Consider the following 20458-nt stretch of genomic DNA (forward strand, 5'->3'; position numbering starts at 1 on the left):
CGATAAACAAATTGATATTGAAACATCCTCTAAAAAATTCTAGCAAAACCTATAGATTGGAAACGCTTGTTATTTCTAATCCTGATACTTCTTACTGTAAAGAAAAAAATTATGTGAGAATAGCTGAGGTTTATCATTTAGGAAATGAAAAAGACCATTTTAAATATCATGTTTTAGTCGTTGATTTCATTTTTTCTGATGATGATAATGCCATGGGGAAATTTTTAAAACAAATCAGTTATTTATTTGATGAGTTGGAATTAACTGTTGATCAGGAAGGAAATATTGTTGAAGTGAATAACCTTAATTTTCTTCGCTTACGATGGATGAAAATAGCGGCCAGACTTTCAGAAACCCACAGGGGTGAAGTCATAGATAATTATTTCAGTCAGATCAGCGGTGTCCTTGAGGATGAAAGCAGGCTCATCGATTTTTTAGGCGGTTACCATATGTTTGGATTGCTTTTCAATGGCCTGTTACAGTCATTTGATACCAGGCGAAAGAGAGAATCTTCAGATGGATTTACAGAAATCATGACCCCTGTAAAAGAAGGAGAAAAAATAACATTAACCCTTACTCCTGAAAATCTTGACCCAACAGAAATTGATCACTTCAGAGGATTATTTGTATTCAAAGGAGATCATTATGAGGAAGGTTTTATAGAAATCAAAAAAAATAGTACCCATTTAAAACATTCATTACTATGGATAGGCTAGATAAAGATACAGAAGGTGCCGTTCCGGAAACTCAAACTGAGGGGACAGCACAGGACAGCGATCAGATTAAGGCTGCGAATAGCCAGAAAATGGAGGAGAAACGGGCGAAAAATGAGGAAAAGGATAAAGTTGAAGATGGATTGCTGTTGGCAATACATGGAGCAAAGATTAAATTCAATGCTCATTTAGGTGAATTTAAAGTTTTAACTGATGTACCTACCACACAAGGGAAACTTACCGGAACAATTGTAGAAAAGCAGATTCCCAATTTTAAATTTTATGATGGCTTTCAGATGATATCCCTCACAGAATGGCAGGATTTTGGGACCGCTAAAGTACAGGAGAATTATGTTTTATTAAAAAAATCAACATTACCAGGGACAGGCAAAATGCCGGGTAATATACCCCCTGAAACCGGAAAGATAGAGTTTATAACATCAGGACAGGTCAACGAACCTGAAAGTGTTGCTGCGAAGGGGGCACCGGTACCTGAGCAGAAATATGATGAAAAATGTTATTGTGACAGAGATTTTACAGAGGATGATATAAAAGCAATTATTAAGAAGCTTAGAGAAACAGAGAAAATAAAGACAACTTCTCTGTTTTATGATGAGAATTGTACATTATCCGAATCTGATAAAACTTATAAAAGATTATGTGAAGAGCTTAACAGTATGATGAAAAAGCATAATATTAATACTTGTATTAGGAAAATTCATTTTTTAGCACAGTCTTATCATGAATCATCAAGATATGGCACTACATTAGAATATTCTTCTGGAAAGAAATATAATCCTGGAAATCATAGTGACGCAAAGGCAATGGAACATACTGTTGAAGGAGATGGGCCAAGATATAAAGGGAGAGGAATAATTCAGCTAACTTGGAGGAAAACACAAAAAAAATACTTTTCATATGTTTTGGAAAAAGAGCCTGGACTATTAAATACCAAGAAAATTGATGAACTATTTGATCGGAAACCATTGTACAAAGAAAAATATATTTATTACAAGGATAAAGTTGATGATAAAGGCAAGAAGGTCTTAAATACAAAAGGAAAACCAATTAAAGAAAAAGTTATCGAAATCGTAGATGTAGACTCAGCTTCGCTTATTGCAAGTAATTTATATTTTGCTTTTGATTCAGCAGGATGGTACTGGGAGAATCTTGGCAAAACTGTACCAACAGGAGAAAATATTAATCTTGTTGCAGATAAAGATGATGTTTTAAAGGTTTCACAATGTATAAATGGAAAAGTAAAAAATCCATATGGATTAAAAGAAAGAAAAGAATTTACCAAAAATCTAAAATTATTTTTTAAATATGATGAATTGTGTATCTCTAAAAAAAAGTAACATAATTTGGCTTGTGCTAATTCCTCTCTTTAGCAACGCCCAATATCAGATGATCGCTAAACAGGATTTGAATTTAGATAAAAGTCAGGATATTATTTATAAGGATTCCATTACCAATAAGTTGATTTTTGAGTATGGTAAACCAATTGTAAACAAAAAAGATTCAATATTTTTTTTCTCAAATTATCATGCGGAAGCAGGAGGTTTAAATGTAAAAATAGTAAAGAATATCATCAATATTAAATTTACTTACGCACCAAAATACCTTGATTTTGATTTATTGACTTTTAGCTATAATACAGTAAAAAGAGATTGGTTTTTAACTGACATTTTAAGTTCCAGAACCAATCCTTTAAGTGAGAGATTGATGACAGAAAGATGTCAATATAAAATACCGAAAAACATCAGGTTTTCTTTGAAGAAAAATAGTTTTGATGATGTTCAGGAAAAGTTATTAGATAACAAGAAATATTTGATGAGATGTTCAAAAAAAAATCTTGAATAAATTTTAAGCAGAGTTTTAATCATTGGAAACAATCTCTATTTTAACTTCTTAAGTCGTTAAGGAAAGAGCAGGTTAATATATTTTAAGTGATCTTTTGGCTTATTATAATTTTTGGAAAAAGAAAAAGTGTAATCAATGAAAAGTTTAACATATATACTACTCATTCTGGTGGCCTTTCATGCAAACACTTTTGCACAGGCACCAAAATCATATACCATAACTCATATCATGAATAAAACTATTGATAAGGGAGAATATGTAGATGACCGGAGAATTGATAAGAAAGATAAAGTAAGTACGAATAACTTAATTTACATCCTCAATACCAAAAAAGACAGTATAGCATTCTATGATTTTAATGACTTTCCGATATCAGAAAAAACAGTTCCCAGTTTATGTACTTTAACTAAGAATCAAAATATTCTTTTGTTAACGTATAAAAATGAAAGTTATAGTACCAAGCTTAATATTGCATTCAGTGATAAGGAAAAGACTGTTATAATAGGGGATAAGGACATCTTTTATTTAAACAATTCTTACTATAAATATGTCCGTAAAAATATTGGAGATCATCTAAATATCCCTGCTCTTATTGACTTTTTAGATGATTTTTTAATAAATTATAACCTAGATGATTTAAAATACATTTCATCGTACGAAAAATACAGACACAAGGACTTTAGAATAATAAAAGGCTATATGGAATCTTACAGAACACAGGCAAGTGATTATCTGGATAAATGGAATGTAAAATTTTCATATAATGAAGTAGGGGTACCCAGGTATATCTTAAAAGAATCTACAGAAGGAGATAAGGAATTAGAGAAAAAGCTTGTATCTTCCAATAAAGGAGTTTTTAAATATAAAAAGCATACCAATGCGGAAAGCAGGCTTATTACGGATAGTGAAATTCTCATAGATATTAACAAAAATAGTTATGAAGAAAAAGTAACATCATTTCAGGTAGGAATAGGAAAAGAAACCAGATATGAAATTAAACCGATCTCCTATAAAAGTTTTCCTTCAAGAGAATTTATTTTAACATCGGATCATATTTCAAAAATGATATCATCAAAATAGGATAAGGAGATAAAAAAGATGCCATTATTTTTTATGATTAATCATTCCTGTGATTTCATAGGACAGAGTTCTTTCATCGAAAGTCTAAAGGAGTAAATGATTTAAAAATACACAGAAAAAAAGAAAAATAAATAAGAGAAGTGATAAAATTAAAAAATAACATATCGAAATTTGCGTTAATTTTCTGTTTATTTGTTTGGGGCTTTACTTCATCTCAGAGCCATTATTATGATCTGGATTGTGATAACCTCCAGGACACGGTTTTGCTGGAAAAAGGATTCTTAAATATTCATTTTGGGAATAAAACTTCAGGTCGTTTTGAATTACCTGAAATCACAGCGCTCACAAATATAAAAATTGGATATTCAAATTCTTATGAGATAACGGTATATTATAGTGGAGACAGAGGTTTGTATGGTACAATCAATATTTTTTATAAAAAAGACTGGTTTATAAAGAACGTTAATTTTTATAACCCCTGTCAAGAATGTGAAAATCAGAGTATTAAAATTTTAACTAAAAATATAAATCTCCCAATTAAAGATATAGACCCAGAAACTCTTGAAGTTGATTCAAAAGGTTTTAAATCATTAACATTTTTTGATAGTCAAAGTATTGTGAAAACTTACAAAGACTTAAAAAAACTTTATACAGATTTATCTAATTATCCTATACTTTCAAACAGTTTTAACGACTCAATGTTGTTCGATTTTAAAAATAAATTTGTGTTATCTAAAGCTAATCTGGATGATTACAATAATGTAGCCTATATCCTTTCTAGAAATGGAAATCAAAAAGTGGCTATTGAACTATTGCAACAGATCATTAAGAAATTCCCTTCCAGAGCAGTTGCTTACCTTAATCTGGCAGATAGTTATTGGTGTATAGGAGAAAATGTCAAAGCAAAAACCAATTACAGCGAATATTTATCTTTAATGAAATCTCAAAAAAAGGATCTTAATAAAATACCACAATATGCAAAGGATAGAATAAAATAAAAAATGATAAGAGCCATCATTAAACTAGTAATTATTTTTATTCTCTAGTCTGACATTTTTTTGGAAAGAATTAAAAACAAGAAAAAAGAAGCCTAATGAAAAGAAGTAATCTATATCTGATCCTATTCTTTTTTTATATTAACTGCCAATCTCAACACCATGATGGCAAAGTAATTTATTTGAGTAACAATGATATTCAAACAGTTCACTATTTTCATATGAGCAGTGAATACGCAAGAGTATATGGTAGCTCGATAAAGAGTGATTCTTTAGTATTTACTAGAGATAAAAATGACTTGATAGTAAAGGAATTTAAGTATAATGATCAACAGAAAAAAAGAATTACTACCGGAAATATTAAATATATCAATTACTATAGCAAACTCTCAGATATCGTTGCATCAGAAAATACATTTTCAATCGATGAAGTTCCAATTACTAATTTCAATTTTCTCAAAAAAGACTTGGAAATCGAACGCATGATCAAAGAAAACTGTAAACATACCAAAGAAGGATACAATGGGTGTGATTTCATGCTTCCAAAAAATAACGAACTTCCATATTGGCCAGATAATTCAACCATAACATCAGCTAAAATAAAAAGGAAAGAAAATAGACTGGATGAAATAGAATTTCAGGCAAAATACTTCGATACATCTTTTAGTTATAAGAGAAATTATTATTATCATAATAAAAATCTTGAAAAAATAATCACTTCTGTAAAAGACAGTGCTTTTGAGTCTTATGAAGAGAAATTCATCATTGTTAAAGATGGGAAATAGTGACGAAAGAACTATATATATATCATATTGTAGCATTTTAAATATGATGAATTGTGTATCTCTAAAAAAAAGTAACATAATTTGGCTTGTGCTAATTCCTCTCTTTAGCAACGCCCAATATCAGATGATCGCTAAACAGGATTTGAATTTAGATAAAAGTCAGGATATTATTTATAAAGATTCCATTACCAATAAGTTGATTTTTGAGTATGGTAAACCAATTGTAAACAAAAAAGATTCAATATTTTTTTTCTCAAACTATCATGCGGAAGCAGGAGGTTTAAATGTAAAAATAATAAAGAATATCATCAATATTAAATTTACTTACGCACCAAAATACCTTGACTTTGATTTATTGACTTTTAGCTATAATACAGTAAAAAGAGATTGGTTTTTAACTGACATTTTAAGTTCCAGAACCAATCCTTTAAGTGAGAGATTGATGACAGAAAGATGTCAATATAAAATACCGAAAAACATCAGGTTTTCTTTGAAGAAAAATAGTTTTGATGATGTTCAGGAAAAGTTATTAGATAACAAGAAATATTTGATGAGATGTTCAAAAAAAAATCTTGAATAAATTTTTATAGACATATTATCTTTACTTATCTGGAGTCTACTATAATTCTTTATTTAAAACAAAAAAGCAATTATTCTCGCCCAACTCAAAGCATTCTTACACAAGTCTCCAAATATTTTAAAATGTTGAACAGGTAGCATCTTTTACTTAAAAATATTTTCTATTTTTGAGGAAACAACCGCAATCTCTATGAAAAAATGTATTATTGGATTTATTTGCGCAATCGATTGCATTGTGAATGCTCATTCTTTAACTTCCCAAACCCGGATTGAAGTAAAGAATACATTGAATTTCTCTAGAAATGAAGTCGTTGCCATTCCTGTACATCAGCTGAAGGCGTTGATGAAAGAAAACAGAAAAAATGAGATCAGAATAAAAGACAGCAATCATAAAGTGCTTCCGGTTCAGTGGATTGATAATGATTCCGACGGGAAAGATGATGAATTGCTTTTTCAGGCTGTTATCGGGGCAAAAAAGATCAACCGATACAGCATTTCTGTTGACGGAAGTGTTCCGATTCCCGAAAGCAGGATTTCTACCTATTCAAGACTTGTCCCGGAGCGTGTAGACGACTATGCCTGGGAAAATGATAAAATTGCTTTCAGGGTCTATGGTCCGAAAGGTCAGCAGGAAGCCTTACAGGGAATTAAAAGCAGTACTCTTTCCAGTGGAGTGGATATCTGGCTGAAGCGGACTGATCTGCCGGTTATCAATAAATGGTACAAAGGGTATCTTACCGATCCCATGTTTTACCACAGAGATACAAGAGAAGAAGGATATGATCCCTATCACGTAGGAAACAGTCGCGGCACAGGCGGAATCGGGATATGGACGAAAGACAGCCTTCAGGTTTCCCAAAATTTTGTTACTGCTAAAACCATAGCCGAAGGTCCCTTAAGAACCGTTTTTGAGCTAACCTACAATCCCTGGAGTGAATACGGAGTCAAAGAAACCAAACGTATTTCTTTAGATCTGGGCTCTAATTTCTCGAAATTTGAATCCTATTTTGAGGCTGAAAAGCCAGTTCCCAATTATACCATCGGAATCAGTTTGCATAAAAATGAAGGAGAAACTGTACTCAGTGATAAAGAAGGGTACTATCTTCACTGGGAAAAAATTGATGATGCCTTTGTAGGGGAAGGAATCGTAATACATCCTGAAGTCGTTGAAAAATCAATAGCTTTTAAATCTGAAACTCCGGATCAGAGCAATCTGCTGGTTGTGACCAGACCTCAAAAAAAACGGATCTATTATGCCGGATTTGCATGGCAGAAAAGCGGGCAGATCAAAACAAGAAAAGACTGGGAACTGATGTTGCAGCAAAAAGCGGAAATGATATCGAATCCACTCATTATTAAAATCAAATAAGAATTATACCATGATAAAATCGGGAATTTCAATAGCAGCCCTTTGCTTTACGACGGTTGTTTCTGCGCAGATGAAAGACACGCTGGCGGAAAAAATAGTGCTTTATCAGCTTCCGGTGGGAGGTTGGGGAAAGCAGCTGAATGATAAGTCGGTCGTGAATTATAATATGCCGGTTGACAAAAATCTCTTAAGAAAAATAAAGGCAACAGGGGATGATCACGCAACCATTGATAACAATGCCACGTCCAGAGAAATAAATATACTAATAAAAGCCTATGCAGCCACAAAAAATCCCGAATACCTGAAATCTGCAGAAAAAGGAATCCATTACCTTCTTTTAATGCAGTATGACAATGGAGGTTTTCCTCAATACTATCCGAATACGGGACTGTACAGGAAGCAGGTCACCTACAATGACAACGCCATGATCAATGCTTTGACGGTGCTTTACAATGTGGCAGAAGGTAAAAGTGATTTTGATGCTGTGGATTCAAAACTCAGGGAAAAATCAAAAACCGCCCTTCAGAAAGGCATCGAATGTATCTTAAAAACCCAGGTTTTGCAAAAAGGAAGTCCGTCTATATGGGCAGATCAATACAATGAAATTACTTTGCAGCCCGACAAAGCCAGAGCTTTTGAGCCTATTTCTCTGGCAACCGGAGAGTCTGTAGGAATCATCAGATTTTTAATGATGCAGCCTGCAACTCCTGAAATTCAGAAGTCTATCAACGCAGCTATAGAATGGTTTAAAGACAATAAAATAGAAGGCTACAGTTATAATGTTGCTAAACAAAATGGTAAAACACTACGAGTTTTAGCTGAAGATAAAAATTCTGTGATCTGGGCAAGATTCTACGATATCCATACCAATAAACCCCTTTTTGGCGACCGTGACGGAAGTGTAAAATATAATTATAACGACGTATCGGAAGAAAGAAGAAACGGCTACAGCTGGTTTGGTGACAGTCCACAAAAACTCATAGACAAAGAATATCCGAAATGGAAATTGAAGAATACAATTGGAGGTTGATATGCTTTCTTTTGAGTACGAGGGATGTAGAGTAGTTTAAGGGTTTGAGAGCTTTAGAATGAATGGGTTGGAATAGATCTGATGGACAGCCAATAATAGCTCAATGCAATATTAGTAAAACAGTTGTAAATCTACAATCTGAAGTCTGACATCTGAAATCTAAAATCTTACATCTTATCTTTACATAATAAGCAAAAAACGACTGAGCATTTCTCAGTCGTTTTTCTTAGATCGTGTTTAAATTCCTTTATTTTAATTAAAATGAATCACAGATATTTCCTGTTAAGGTAGCACCTGCTTTAGCGGTTACATCTGCTTTTACATCTGAGGCTGCTAATTTATTGATGGAATAGGCAGGTGTAAATGAGGTTCCGCTTCCTGCCGTATTTCCTGTTACATTGGTAAATATGCTTCCTGTTTGTGTCACAGCCGTAAATCCACTCATCAGGTTGATAGGTTCTTTTACATTTTCAAAAACATTGCGTTCCACAAGAATATTCGCCTGTACCCCTGCAGCAATACATTTATTGCTTACAGAGCTGTTGAAGTAACTGTTTAAGATATGAATTTTTCCAAATCTTACTCTCGGCATCCGCTCTCTGCATCCCGGAGCCCACCAGCAACGAACGAAGGTGACGTTTAGTTTTCCTGCATCAGCAGTGGCGCCATCGCTTGAACCGATAAGATTAGAGAATCTGTGGTCATCTGTTCCTCCTGAACCGCCTGGTTTTGGAGCTTTTAAATAATGAAATTTAGTATACGATACAGTAACAAAGTCAGATTTGTTTTTAATATCGAAGTTCCCGTCAACACCGTCTCTGAATTCACAATGGTCGATCCATACATTTCTGCAGTCATCCAGAATGGCATTATCCCAGCCATCTGTATCATAAGCTCCCGGTCCTTCAAAGATCAGGTTTCTGATAATGATATTATTACATCTTTTAACATTGATGATTCCTGAACCATCCTTTGTCTGATCCGTAGAAACCAATTTTGCACCGCTGGTTCCATAAATGGTTTTTCCGGTCTGATCCTGTAGTGATAAACGTGTCGTGATCGTAATGGTTCCTGTCACCTTCACCACTTTTACTGCAGTATTTTCAATGGCAGCTTTCAGCTGGGCATAGTTGGTTACTGTAGTTTCAGCAGCAGTTCCACCCCCGGTAGTTCCACCATTTTGAGAAGCCCAGCCTGGAGCAACACAACTGGCCAATGGTATAATCGCCTTTGCATCCAGGGAGTTTTTCAGGTTTAAATCATTTGGGTTATCTGATAATTGTGTTTTAAGGTCTTCCTGACCACAACCGGTCAATACAAAAGCTGAACTTAATGCCGCCGTCAGCAGGATTGCTTTTAAGGTTTTTTTCATAGTTTTTATATATTGTAATTTAACTGATGTAAAATTATTAATATGATATCAAATAATTTTATATTTTAATGTATTCATATTTATATAATTATAATGTTATTTATTGTAATTGTTCAATCGGTTGCATTTTATATTATTTGTAAAATATAACTAAAATAAGCTTACCAGAAATAAAATACCCACAAATCTTACAGATTATACAGGTTATTTTCTGTGAAATCCATGAGATCTGTGGGACCAGTATTTACTTTTTATAAGCTACGATGAGAAAAATTATGGGATAAACCCATTTTTTCTTTGACGGATATAATTTAAGTTGTTGATTATTAATGTTTTACAAAACAATTATTCTACTTCACTCAGACTGACAATACTCCACCAACGCTATAGTATTAGCAATGTTACACTGAGCAAAGTCGAAGTGTTTTTAAGGTTATTTTTCAGCTTTATTGAGTAATTTCTAATGGCAACAACAAATTTTCTGAATAAAATGAGATACTGTGATTGACTTTTATTTAAGGATTAATAAAATCCTCCCTGAATGGAGTAAAAGCATCAATCAATTGTCCTTCTTCCAGACATTTGACGCCATGAAAAATATTGGGCTGAGCGAAAAAGCCATCTCCTTTTTGTAAAATTTTGGTCTCGCCATCCACGGTCACCTCAAATATACCGGATGCTACATACGTAATCTGCGAATGGAAATGCTGATGCAAGGTACCGATGGCATCCTTTTCAAATTTCACGATCACCATCATCACCTGAGCATTATATCCTACAAATTGTCTGGAAACACCTGCTCCAAGATCTTCCCATTCAGAATGACCGTCAAAGAATTTTTCTTTTTTAAATTTCATTTAGTTGATTTTTTTGTTAATTATCAAAAGGTTTATGAATTAAAGTAAAAGTACGTTGTAAAATAATTTCCCTCAGATCTCACGAATTTCGCAGATAATTGCATAAGATCTGTGTAATCGGTGGGGAAGTAGATCTTAAATTATTTAATAAAATTCTCCAAACCTGTTTTCATATTCTTCAAAGAAACGGTAGCCCGTTTTGCGATAGATTCTGCTCCTAATTTTGATAAATGCGTATCATCATCTTTTCCTTCAGGATAATAATCAACTTCCCCTTTTTTATAATGAAGATGCAGCTTTTTTGAACTTTCCGGGCCGTATGAAATTTCCATTTGTTCTGTCAATAACTGTAAGTCTACCATGGGAACTTTCAGATCATTGCCCACCATCCTTACCACCAGTGGATATTCCTTATGAGTATCCACCAAAACGCCATTTTCATTGAAATTTCTTCTTACAATGGAAGTTATCAGAATAGGATAGGCTCCTTTTGCTCTGGTTTCATTCACGTACCTTTCCAGGTTCGCTCTGTATTGCGTATAAGGATTGGTAAAACGCGCGGAATCGTTTATTTTCTGATCATTATGTCCGAATTGGATGATCACAAAATCTCCTTTTTTAAGCTGTTTCATCACTTTATCCCATCTGCCTTCTGTCCTGAAACTTTTGGAGCTTCTCCCGTTCGTTGCATGATTCTGGATTTCAATTCCTGAGGTCATTAACAGGGGAAGCATCTGTCCCCAACCGTGTTCAGGATTTTTATCAGGATTTTCCTTATTGGCCATGGTGGAATCACCAATTAAAAATAAGGTTGGTTTTTGTTGTGCAAATAAGAGCGCAGCGAAGAAAATATAAAATGTCAGAAGAAGTTTTTTCATTGTACTTTTAATTAAACATGATTGATTTTATTCAATATAAATGGTGGGTTTTGCTTATACAATTCAATGGGAAGTCATTATTAGAGCTCTGATCGTTTAGCGTTTTATTTGTAGCGTTGTCATGCTGAGCGAAAGTCCAGACATTTCAATTATTGATTGGGATTCCACCCATCAAAAATCATGTCCAAAGTATAGTTTTTCAAATCTTTTTGAGTCAATTGACGGGACCATTTCACCCGCTTTGCTGTTGTTCCACCTTCGCCTTTGCTGCCAAATTCAGCGTAGTAGGCTGTTTTTTCTTTATCAGGAAACATTTTGTCGCCTTTCCATGGGTTCCAGCCTTCCGGAAGAATATGTTTTCCCATATCTGTGTTAATGAAAACGGTTTTGGCATACGGTCTCCAGGGTCTTCCAAGATATACTTTCTTGATGCCCTCTTTGGCTGTTAACCGGCAGTCAATAAAAACGAATCCATACTTTCTGTCTGCTTCAGTTGCAGCAGCGGTGATGTATGAATCGGCCATGCTTTTAATGGTGCAGTTTTTAAACACTACTGTTGCCTGTCCGAAAATAAAATCAGTCGTTCCCTCAATAGAGCAGTTTTCAAAAAACTGTCTGCTGTGATTGGTCGCCGCATAAACGGTATCCTGACAACCGAGAATGTTGGAGTTTCTGATCACAAAACGGTCACCTTCCACATGAAGAGAAACGGCCTGACCTTCGTTACACAAACTGTTTTGAATGGTCAGATTACTGATCTTAATATCGTCCGCCATCACCAATAAAGTATAAGAATTGAAGGTGGTCATTTTTTCATTTAAGGCATCCTGTTTTCCTGAAAAATCATTGTTGGTGATCACAGTGCTGTCCTTATTTTCACCTTCTAAAATGATTTTATGTTTTGAAGAAGGAATCACTACTTTCTCATGATAAATGCCTGATTTAATGAAAATCAATGCTTCTGCAGGACCTAAGTCTCTTATTGAGTTGATTGCTTTCTGGATAGAGGTAAAATCTCCGCTTCCGTCTTTTGCAACAGTAATTTTAACGTAAGGATCATTGCCTGCCAGAAGAAAATTAGCAATAGAAATGAATAGAAGTAAGAATAACTTTTTCATAAACAGGGTTGTTATTTTTAACGTAAAGATTTGATTTTCTTCATGTTTATTTTTAGTGAGTAAATCTTCATCAGCGACTTGTCGCATTCTTCGTTCCTTAAGGTTAATATTATTATTGATAAATCTTTGCGTTTAGAATGATAGTTATTACTGCTTTAAGACTTTATCTAAAAAATCAATTGTATAATTCAATGTTTCCGTGAACCACGGTTCTGCCGACCAAAAGGAGTGTGGTGTATCTCTTATTTCGTGAAATTCTGTCAGGATGTGATAGCTTTTCAGCTTTTTCATCATATCGTCCCGTCCCGCATGGAATCTGGGTTGGGAGCTATTGATGAATAGGATGGGTGGTGTATTTTTATTAACGGACTCTAAAGGAGAAGCTTCTGTCCAGTTTTTTAAATTAACGTTTCTATCACCTCCTAACCAATAAGAAGCATAGGTGCTCTCTTCAGCTTCAGGATGAATGAAGGAAACAATTCCGTCAATATTGATTATTGCTTTTATTTTATTCTTTGATCTTACCCCAACCAAAGTGGCGATCTGGGCTCCTGCCGACTCTCCCAAAACGGCTATTTTCTTCTGATTTAAACCGTATTTTTTATGATTTTTCTTTAACCATTGAAGGGCTTGCTCAATATCTTCAACGCCACCGGGATATTTTGCTACGTCAGCCAGACGATAACCGACGGCAATGGCAACATAACCTTTGGCTGCCAGTTCCTGAGCCATATACTTTTCATTTTCCTTGCTTCCTGAAATCCAGCCGCCACCGTGAACCATTACAACTCCCGGATGTTTTTTGGATGTATCAAGAGGGTAGTAGACATCAGCTTTTAAAGAAAGTCTATTGATATTGGCATATTCTACATTCTGATCAATCCCGATATTGGCTGGAACAGGTCTTTCCAGGGGCGTAATGAAAGGATGCTTTTTTTTTAGTTTTTCGAAGGTCGATTCGTTGGTATAGGGAGAAGCATTCGGCCGTTGAACCTGACCGAATGCTACCATTCCTCCCATTAAAAAAATAGAAATATAAGTAGGTGTTTTGTTAAAAATCATTCGCTTGTGGGAATTTTTTTATACAATTTTTTTAAGACTAATGATATTCGTTTTGGAATCGCAAAGTGTCATTTTTACCTCTTTGGGATCGCCAACTATTTCACTGAATTTTTATTGACTTCTGTTCCAATGGAAACTGCCGTTTTATTATTGCTTATTTCTTTTGGTAAGAGTACGGATCCGGTTTTATTTCCCAGTACTTTTACAACAGGCTTATTTTGAGATTCAAATTTTACGGTCGAAAGATCGATGTTTTTGCTGTTATAGACGGTCGCTCCCGTTCCTTCAGAATATTTCAACTTTACATTTTTCAGTTGAATACCGTCTGCATCAACGATGGTTAAGGCTTTTTTGGTGTCAAACTGCGAATCTTCGATAACGATGTTTTTAAGATTCATTTCAGCCAATCCAAATAAAGTGATCGCCTCATAAGAATTAACTGCATTGATGTTTTTAAAATAAATATTTCTGAAAACAGGCGTTTCTTCGGTCACAGGATATACCTTTTCCGGAGCCTGATTGCCTTCTTTTTTCTGTCCCTCCTCCAAAACAGGCGATGCTCCTTCGTAGAACATATTGAAACCAATCGTCTGCGTTGGAATATTAATCATATCGATATTTTTGATGTAAATATTTTCAACAATTCCGCCTCTTCCTCGGGTTGTTTTAAAACGAAGACCGATGTCTGTTCCGATGAAAGTACAGTCGGAAACATGGATATTTCTGGCTCCTCCCGACATTTCACTTCCTACCACAAAACCTCCGTGACCGTGATAGACAACATTGTTTTTAATAATTACATTTTCCGTAGGTCTATTTCTTTTTCTTCCGTCTTCATTTTTTCCTGATTTAATACAAATTGCATCGTCACCCACATCAAAAGTATTATCGTAGATCAGAACATTTTTACACGATTCCAGGTCAACACCATCCCCGTTTTGAGAGAACCAGGGATTTCTTACTGTAAGATTTCTCAAGATGACATTCGTACACATCAGCGGATGAAGATTCCATGCTGGTGAATTCTGGAAAGTAGGGCCATCCAGCAGAACTTTGTCGCAGCCTACCAGACTTACCATAACGGGACGAAGGAAATCTTTAACGGTTTTCAGATCGTCTTTAGAGATTTTATCAGGAACATTGAAGCTGGAACTGCTTTCAAATCCTTTTTTGTAACTTTCAGAAGGATACCATGTTTTTCCGTCAGAAGATAATATTCCGCCTGAAGAAACAATTCCTTTCCATTCTGATTCTGCCACCTTACTCTTTTTAATCGCTCTCCACGCATCGCCGCTTCCGTCTATCACCCCTTTTCCTGTAATCGCAATATTGCTTGCATTTTTTGCAGAAATCGGAGACTGGCAGCGAATGGTATTTAAGCCTTCAAAACTCACATCCACCAGAGGATAATCTTCTTTGTCTTTGCTGAATAGAATGAATGCTCCTTCTTCTACATGAAGATTGATGTTGCTTTTCAATTCGATAGGACCGGTCAGCCACATTCCGCGGGGAACTACCAGTTTTCCGCCGCCTTTTTTGCTAAGGTCTTCAATGGCTTTTCTAAAGGCCTCTGTGTTTTTCACATTTCCTCCTGTAATTCCACCATATTGGGTGATAGAAACCGTATTGGCGGCAAAAGAAGTTTCTGCGACCTGAGGCATTTTAAACTCAATATTTCTGTAAATATCCAGATTCTGAGCTTGGATTTGCCCTGAAAAGATCATCATTGCTGCTAAACCGATAATTGTAAGAGACGTCTTCATTTTATTTTTTTTGAGTTTTAATTACATTTTTAAATTCTTTATAGACCATCGCGGCTACCGCTTTCGCTCCTTCCGGCTGAAAATGGGTGTTGTCTTTCTGCCCTTTAGGATAGGCTTCATAAACGTTTTCAGGAAGATTCATGAAATAATGATTGGTAGTGAAATCCTGTCCCTTTTGGGTAAAATACTCCATTGATAATTTGTTTAAATCAATGTAAGGAACATTCATTTCTTTAGCAATGTCAATCGGGGCCTGCGCATATTCTCCATGTACATTTTCCAGTTTTCCATCTTTCCATGGGTAATTTCGGGCAACAGGAGTCACAATAACTGGGTTTCCTCCTTTTTGTCTTGTCTGCGATACAAATAACCTTAAAAATTCTTTATACCCCTGAATGTTGATATACCGTTCAGGATGTTTTTCCGAACCGTCATTGTGGCCAAACTGCATGATGACATAATCTTTGGGTTGTAAATGATCGTACACAGATCTCCATCTTCCTTCCTGAAAAAATGTTCGCGTACTTCTTCCGCCGTGGGCCCTGTCGATGACAGCTACAGAATCTGTGGTCATCGCAGGTTTCAGAGAAGCCAGACTGTCTTTGACAAAAAATGGCTGAAAAACCTGGCCCCAACCTGTGATGGGGTAACGGACTTTCATATACTCTTTTCCGGGATCATAATCTCCGGTGTAATCTGCCATGGTAGAATCTCCGATAAGATAAATATGAGTAACTTTCTTATTCTGTTTCGCTGTCGTCTGTTGCACATTGCTTTGTGACTGGCAGGCAGATAACAGCAAAACGCTGAATAAAAATGAAACTATTTTAAATGTTCTTTTTTTCATGACTTATATATTTGTTGGTCATCGCAAAGGCAGAAAGCTTTTTAAATATGTGATGGCCACCATCATTTTTTTAATCTAATTTTTTGTAATTCTAAACCAATCAAAGTCAGCATATCCGCCACGGGGTGCTTTCGCCGTACTTATGCTATACAGCCCGACTTTAGCTCCAATCCATTTCCCGGGTTTTGCCTGAAAAACGTCGCCGGCTTTGATAAAGCTTTTCCCATTTTCACTATAGCTGAACTGGCACAAGCCATTGGGCTCATTTATATTTACTTTTAAATAAACTTCGTTTCCTTTTAATTTTGTTTCAAATAAGATTTTTTCCTCACCTCCTTTATCTGCTTTTTCAGCTCTTCTTAACTGTACATAATATCCGTCAGGTTTATTGGTAATCACCAGGGATTCATGATCTAATCCCATGATCAGTAATCCTGCCGTTTTCCCTTCTTTGGCATCTTCCGGTGTTAATTTAACTTTCGTTGATGCTGTAAAATTCGGAGCCGGGAATTTTTGGGTTAATAAATTGGGGACGTTCCAAAGGTTTTTTTCACCTTCAGGAACTTTCATGGAGAATAGTCTTAAAAATTTTTGTCCAGGAAGTTGAGATGACCAAACGATATTTTCATTGGCACTCCATTGCCATTGAAGGTTTAATTTTTCACCGTCAAATTCATCGGTTTCAGGAGGAGTAACGATAGGGTAGGACTTACCAACGTTGGGCTTTTTATAGCTTGAAACGGGTTCTCCAATGCCGTTTTTATCTGTATCAATTCCCATGACGGGCCAGTCTTTTTCCCATTTCATCGGCTGCAAATGGACGATTCTTCCGTACGTATCCACATCCTGAAAATGATAAAACCAATCTTCACCGGAAGGCGTATCTACCCAGGCTCCCTGATGCGGTCCATTAATCTTTGTTGAGCCCTGTTCCAATACTATTTTTTCTTCATAGGGACCATAAATGTTTTTGGATCTCAGGACCAATTGCCATCCTGTGGCCACACCACCTGCCGGAGCAAAAATATAGTAATAGCCGTTTCTTTTATACAGTTTTGGACCTTCAACGGTGGGATGAGCGTCGTGGCCATCAAAAACATGAACACCTTTGTCCAGTACCTTTGTTCCTTCGGAATTCATTTTATTGATTGACAGCAAACTTTTAACCCCTGCACGGCTTCCCGCCCAGCCATGAACCAAGTAGGCACTTCCATCCTCATCCCAAAACGGGCATGAGTCAATCAGACCTTTTCCTTCCATTACCAAAACCGGTTTTTCCCAGGCCCCAAGAGGATCTTTGGTTTTCACCCTATAGATTCCGAAATCGGGATCGCCCCAGTAAATGTAAAATTCACCTTGATGAAATCTGATGCTGGGTGCCCAAACACCGTCGCCTCTTTTTGGGGTCGAGAAATGTTCGTGTGGAAGAACATCGGGAAGTGCATAATTCACCAATTTCCAGTTCACCATATCTTTAGAATGAAGGATCGGCAGCCCGGGAGCTTCATTGAAACTGGAAGCGGTCATATAATAATCGTCACCGACACGAATGACATCGGGATCAGAATAATCTGCGTAAAGAATCGGGTTTCTGAAGTTTTTTCCCTGATCGGCTGTCCATACCTCAGAGATGGAATTTTTTTCCTGTGCGGTAAGATATGTTGAAGCAATTGAAAATACGGTAATTGCTGTTCTGTTTAAAATGTTCTTTATCATCGTAAAATCAGATTTTTTATCTGTTTTAATTTTAACATCAAGTCAAATAATTTTTTATAATCAATATGATATTTGGACTCAATAGCGTATTCTACTCAGCAAAATGTGAATGTTTTTCCTTCCGTTATTTTTCAAATTCTAAACTTGCCAGAATAAAGGGGCCTGTTCCTTTTGGATCATTGGAACGGATTTCCTCATTGATATAGTATTCATAAGAACCGCTTCTGTAAGGCGTTCCACCCAAACCTGCGACTGCGCAGCATTTATTTAGGCTCACCAGTCCGTTTTCGTCAACGGAGATCAGATTATTAATGATTCCGTCGTAGCCTTTTTTAGCATATGCTTTATAGGATTTCGGGAGATACCCTTTGTTGACTGACTTGATGATGGTATAGACAAACATAGATGAACCTGTTGCTTCCAGATAATTCCCTTTTTCTCCCCCTTTATCTAAAACCTGATACCAAAGTCCCGTTTCTTTATCCTGAACTTTGATAACCGCATCGGTGTAGGATTTTAAATAAGAAATCAATTGGGCTCTTCCCGGATGATTTTGGGGTAAGTAATCCAGCACATCGACCATGGCCATTCCGTACCAACCCATGGCTCTGGACCAGAAATTGGGTGAAAGTCCGGTTTCTTTATCGGCCCAGGCCTGTTCTCTGCTTTCGTCCCAGGCGTGATACAGCAGACCTGTTTTTTTATCCAAAAGATGTTTTTGAATTAAGGCAAATTGATTGATGATATCATCGTAGGCTTTTTCAGCATCGGCTCCTTTGGAAAACTCATGGGTGTAGTTGGCATAAAAGGGTTCGCCCATGTACAATCCATCGAGCCACATTTGGTTCGGATAGATTTTCTTGTGCCAGAAGCCTCCTTCTGAGGTTCTCGGCTGTCCGTCGATCTGTGAACGAAGGGTTTGTAGTGCTTTTAAATATTTTTCTCTTTTCTCCTGCTGATAAAGGTAAATCAAAACATTTCCGCAGTTCAGCATATCGATATTATATTTGGTAAGGTCGTATGAAACAATGGTTCCGTCTTCTTTTACCATCGTATCACCAAATTGGGTGATGTAGTTGTAATATTCTTTATTACCTGTCTTTTGGTATAGCCTTTCCGCACCTTCCAGTACAATGGCTGTAGGATAGCTCCATTTAGGATTTTTATTATAATCAAGCATCCATGCTTCCGGGAATCTGCTGATCTCGGAAAGGAGCATTCTTTCTTACCATTTTAACTGGGATGGAATTATTTTTCCTGATTTTGACTGTGCAGCATTCGTTTTTGAATGGGTGACCTTTCGGGTTTGAGCACAGGCCATGAAGATTCCTGAACCCATGACCGCCAGTGCGTATATTTTAAGTTGATGATTAATCAAATTCATTTTATTTCAAACTTTAAAGTTGATTATTTTTATCTAGCAGATCCAGTTTTTTATCCAGATCCTGGTAAAATGATTCTTCTGTGGTCAAACCGTTGGGTTCCAGGGACCACGCTCCCAGAAAGTAATAGGAAACGTTTTTTGTTTTTTTGAAAACCACCGTGTGAGTGGATTTTGTTTTCACATATTTATCAAAACTTTCGACAGGGTAGAAGACAGCCATTCCCAGATTGTCATCTTTTTTGGTTTCAGTCTGGTTTCCGTAGGTGGCGATGTAGGCCCATTTTTTATTTTGACTGATTCCCTGTTTTACGGGAATGTTTTTAATAGACACAATTCCTGTACACAACCCGGACAGCGTATTGCTCAAAGATAAATCTACTTTTACAAAACGGTCTTTGGGAAAAATGGTCAGTTTTGACTGAAGGTCTACCGCGCTGCCCCAGGTTTTCCATCCTTTATAATCGATGGTAGCGAAGGATCTGTCTTTTTCATTACTGACTTTGGCCGTTGTATTTTTTACTATTTTGAAAGTTTCCACATAGTCATTCTGCTCGTCATATCTTCCATAAGAACCGACGCCAATGGTGCGGCCGGATTTTAAAACATCCTGTCCCCACGGGGCATCGTGATGATAAGACTCAAAACCGTCCTGGCCAACCTCCGGTAAAACCAGGGTGTTTACTTTTTTACCGAAAATATCAGTGGCATTTCTCCAGTCCAGATAGAGCCTGTAGCCAATCTGGTTGTTTTCCAGTCCGATGCCTTCATACCGGATGTAAGTCGAATGATCCGTATGTTCCGCGGGAATTGTGAGTTCCTGAATATTTTTGAATGTACCGCCGGTGTATTGATCTCCTTCCCATTTTCCGCCTTCTTTTACAGAAAGCTCTGCATAGGAAAAAGGAGCTTTGGGATTTTTACGGATTTTTTCAATCACAGAAGTTTGAGCATGTGATACTACAGAACCCATGAATACTCCTGCTGCTGCTATTTTGAATATACTGAATTTCAATTTTGACATAATCGTTTTTATTATATAACCGGGTT

At 36.1% G+C, this 20458-nt stretch carries 20 protein-coding genes; 9 read left to right on the top strand and 11 right to left on the bottom strand.

Going from position 1 to position 20458, the window contains the following annotated elements; all coding sequences use genetic code 11:
- The first annotated feature begins 56 nt into the window (after window positions 1–56).
- The 9 genes from EG346_RS14045 (at window position 57) to pelA (ending at window position 8414) form a co-directional block, all read left to right on the top strand.
- Entirely contained in the window at window positions 57–716 is a 660-nt protein-coding gene (locus EG346_RS14045) for a hypothetical protein (RefSeq protein WP_123879361.1), read from the top strand.
- Window positions 704–2071: a hypothetical protein gene (locus tag EG346_RS14050; RefSeq protein WP_123879363.1), complete on the top strand. Its 1368-nt coding sequence runs from the start codon at window positions 704–706 to the stop codon at window positions 2069–2071. The genes EG346_RS14045 and EG346_RS14050 overlap by 13 nt, the downstream gene beginning before the upstream one ends.
- Window positions 2040–2576 (top strand): hypothetical protein, encoded by a 537-nt coding sequence (locus tag EG346_RS14055; RefSeq protein WP_123879365.1) that lies wholly within the window; start codon window positions 2040–2042, stop codon window positions 2574–2576. The genes EG346_RS14050 and EG346_RS14055 overlap by 32 nt, the downstream gene beginning before the upstream one ends.
- 135 nt (window positions 2577–2711) lie before the next feature.
- Window positions 2712–3656: a hypothetical protein gene (locus EG346_RS14060; protein ID WP_123879367.1), complete on the top strand. Its 945-nt coding sequence runs from the start codon at window positions 2712–2714 to the stop codon at window positions 3654–3656.
- Between the two features lie 140 nt (window positions 3657–3796).
- Complete coding sequence (locus EG346_RS14065) at window positions 3797–4654, top strand: tetratricopeptide repeat protein (RefSeq protein WP_123879369.1); 858 nt, start codon at window positions 3797–3799, stop codon at window positions 4652–4654.
- A 95-nt stretch (window positions 4655–4749) separates the two neighbouring features.
- The gene (locus tag EG346_RS14070) at window positions 4750–5436 is read left to right on the top strand and encodes a hypothetical protein (protein WP_123879371.1); all 687 of its coding nucleotides are present in this window, start codon (window positions 4750–4752) and stop codon (window positions 5434–5436) included.
- A gap of 43 nt (window positions 5437–5479) precedes the next feature.
- A complete protein-coding gene (locus EG346_RS14075) occupies window positions 5480–6016 on the top strand; it encodes a hypothetical protein (RefSeq protein WP_073334683.1) in 537 nt (178 codons plus the stop codon).
- A gap of 189 nt (window positions 6017–6205) precedes the next feature.
- On the top strand, window positions 6206–7384 hold the full coding sequence (locus EG346_RS14080) for a BT3233 family polysaccharide utilization protein (protein ID WP_123879373.1): 1179 nt from the start codon (window positions 6206–6208) through the stop codon (window positions 7382–7384).
- Window positions 7385–7394: 10 nt separating this feature from the next.
- Window positions 7395–8414, top strand: a complete 1020-nt coding sequence (pelA, locus tag EG346_RS14085; protein ID WP_123879375.1) for a pectate lyase — start codon at window positions 7395–7397, stop codon at window positions 8412–8414.
- Window positions 8415–8670: 256 nt separating this feature from the next.
- Here the strand turns inward: pelA and EG346_RS14090 are convergent, their stop codons facing one another.
- The 11 genes from EG346_RS14090 to EG346_RS14135 all read right to left on the bottom strand — a co-directional run bounded on the left by EG346_RS14090 (window position 8671) and on the right by EG346_RS14135 (window position 20432).
- Window positions 8671–9786 carry a pectate lyase family protein gene (locus EG346_RS14090; protein ID WP_123879377.1) on the bottom strand — a complete coding sequence of 372 codons (1116 nt, stop codon included), beginning with the start codon at window positions 9784–9786 and terminating at the stop codon, window positions 8671–8673.
- A 515-nt stretch (window positions 9787–10301) separates the two neighbouring features.
- Window positions 10302–10643, bottom strand: coding sequence for a cupin domain-containing protein (locus tag EG346_RS14095; RefSeq protein WP_123879380.1), 342 nt, complete (start codon window positions 10641–10643; stop codon window positions 10302–10304).
- A gap of 140 nt (window positions 10644–10783) precedes the next feature.
- On the bottom strand, window positions 10784–11521 hold the full coding sequence (locus EG346_RS14100) for a rhamnogalacturonan acetylesterase (RefSeq protein ID WP_123879382.1): 738 nt from the start codon (window positions 11519–11521) through the stop codon (window positions 10784–10786).
- Between the two features lie 149 nt (window positions 11522–11670).
- Window positions 11671–12639 carry a pectinesterase family protein gene (locus EG346_RS14105; protein WP_123879384.1) on the bottom strand — a complete coding sequence of 323 codons (969 nt, stop codon included), beginning with the start codon at window positions 12637–12639 and terminating at the stop codon, window positions 11671–11673.
- A 147-nt stretch (window positions 12640–12786) separates the two neighbouring features.
- A complete protein-coding gene (locus EG346_RS14110; protein ID WP_123879386.1) occupies window positions 12787–13701 on the bottom strand; it encodes an alpha/beta hydrolase in 915 nt (304 codons plus the stop codon).
- 95 nt (window positions 13702–13796) lie between these two features.
- Window positions 13797–15464, bottom strand: coding sequence for a glycoside hydrolase family 28 protein (locus EG346_RS14115; protein WP_123879388.1), 1668 nt, complete (start codon window positions 15462–15464; stop codon window positions 13797–13799).
- Window position 15465: 1 nt separating this feature from the next.
- Complete coding sequence (locus tag EG346_RS14120; protein ID WP_123879390.1) at window positions 15466–16311, bottom strand: rhamnogalacturonan acetylesterase; 846 nt, start codon at window positions 16309–16311, stop codon at window positions 15466–15468.
- Window positions 16312–16386: 75 nt separating this feature from the next.
- Window positions 16387–18027, bottom strand: coding sequence for a glycoside hydrolase family 43 protein (locus tag EG346_RS14125; RefSeq protein WP_123879392.1), 1641 nt, complete (start codon window positions 18025–18027; stop codon window positions 16387–16389).
- A 124-nt stretch (window positions 18028–18151) separates the two neighbouring features.
- The gene (locus EG346_RS14130) at window positions 18152–19246 is read right to left on the bottom strand and encodes a glycoside hydrolase family 88/105 protein (RefSeq protein ID WP_228425921.1); all 1095 of its coding nucleotides are present in this window, start codon (window positions 19244–19246) and stop codon (window positions 18152–18154) included.
- Window positions 19247–19252: 6 nt separating this feature from the next.
- Window positions 19253–19411 (bottom strand): hypothetical protein, encoded by a 159-nt coding sequence (locus tag EG346_RS25120; RefSeq protein ID WP_228425923.1) that lies wholly within the window; start codon window positions 19409–19411, stop codon window positions 19253–19255.
- Window positions 19412–19424: 13 nt separating this feature from the next.
- Window positions 19425–20432: a DUF4861 family protein gene (locus EG346_RS14135; protein ID WP_228425925.1), complete on the bottom strand. Its 1008-nt coding sequence runs from the start codon at window positions 20430–20432 to the stop codon at window positions 19425–19427.
- Between the last annotated feature and the right edge of the window lie 26 nt (window positions 20433–20458).

Origin of the sequence: Chryseobacterium carnipullorum, from assembly GCF_003815695.1 — a bacterium.
GTDB lineage: Bacteria > Bacteroidota > Bacteroidia > Flavobacteriales > Weeksellaceae > Chryseobacterium > Chryseobacterium carnipullorum.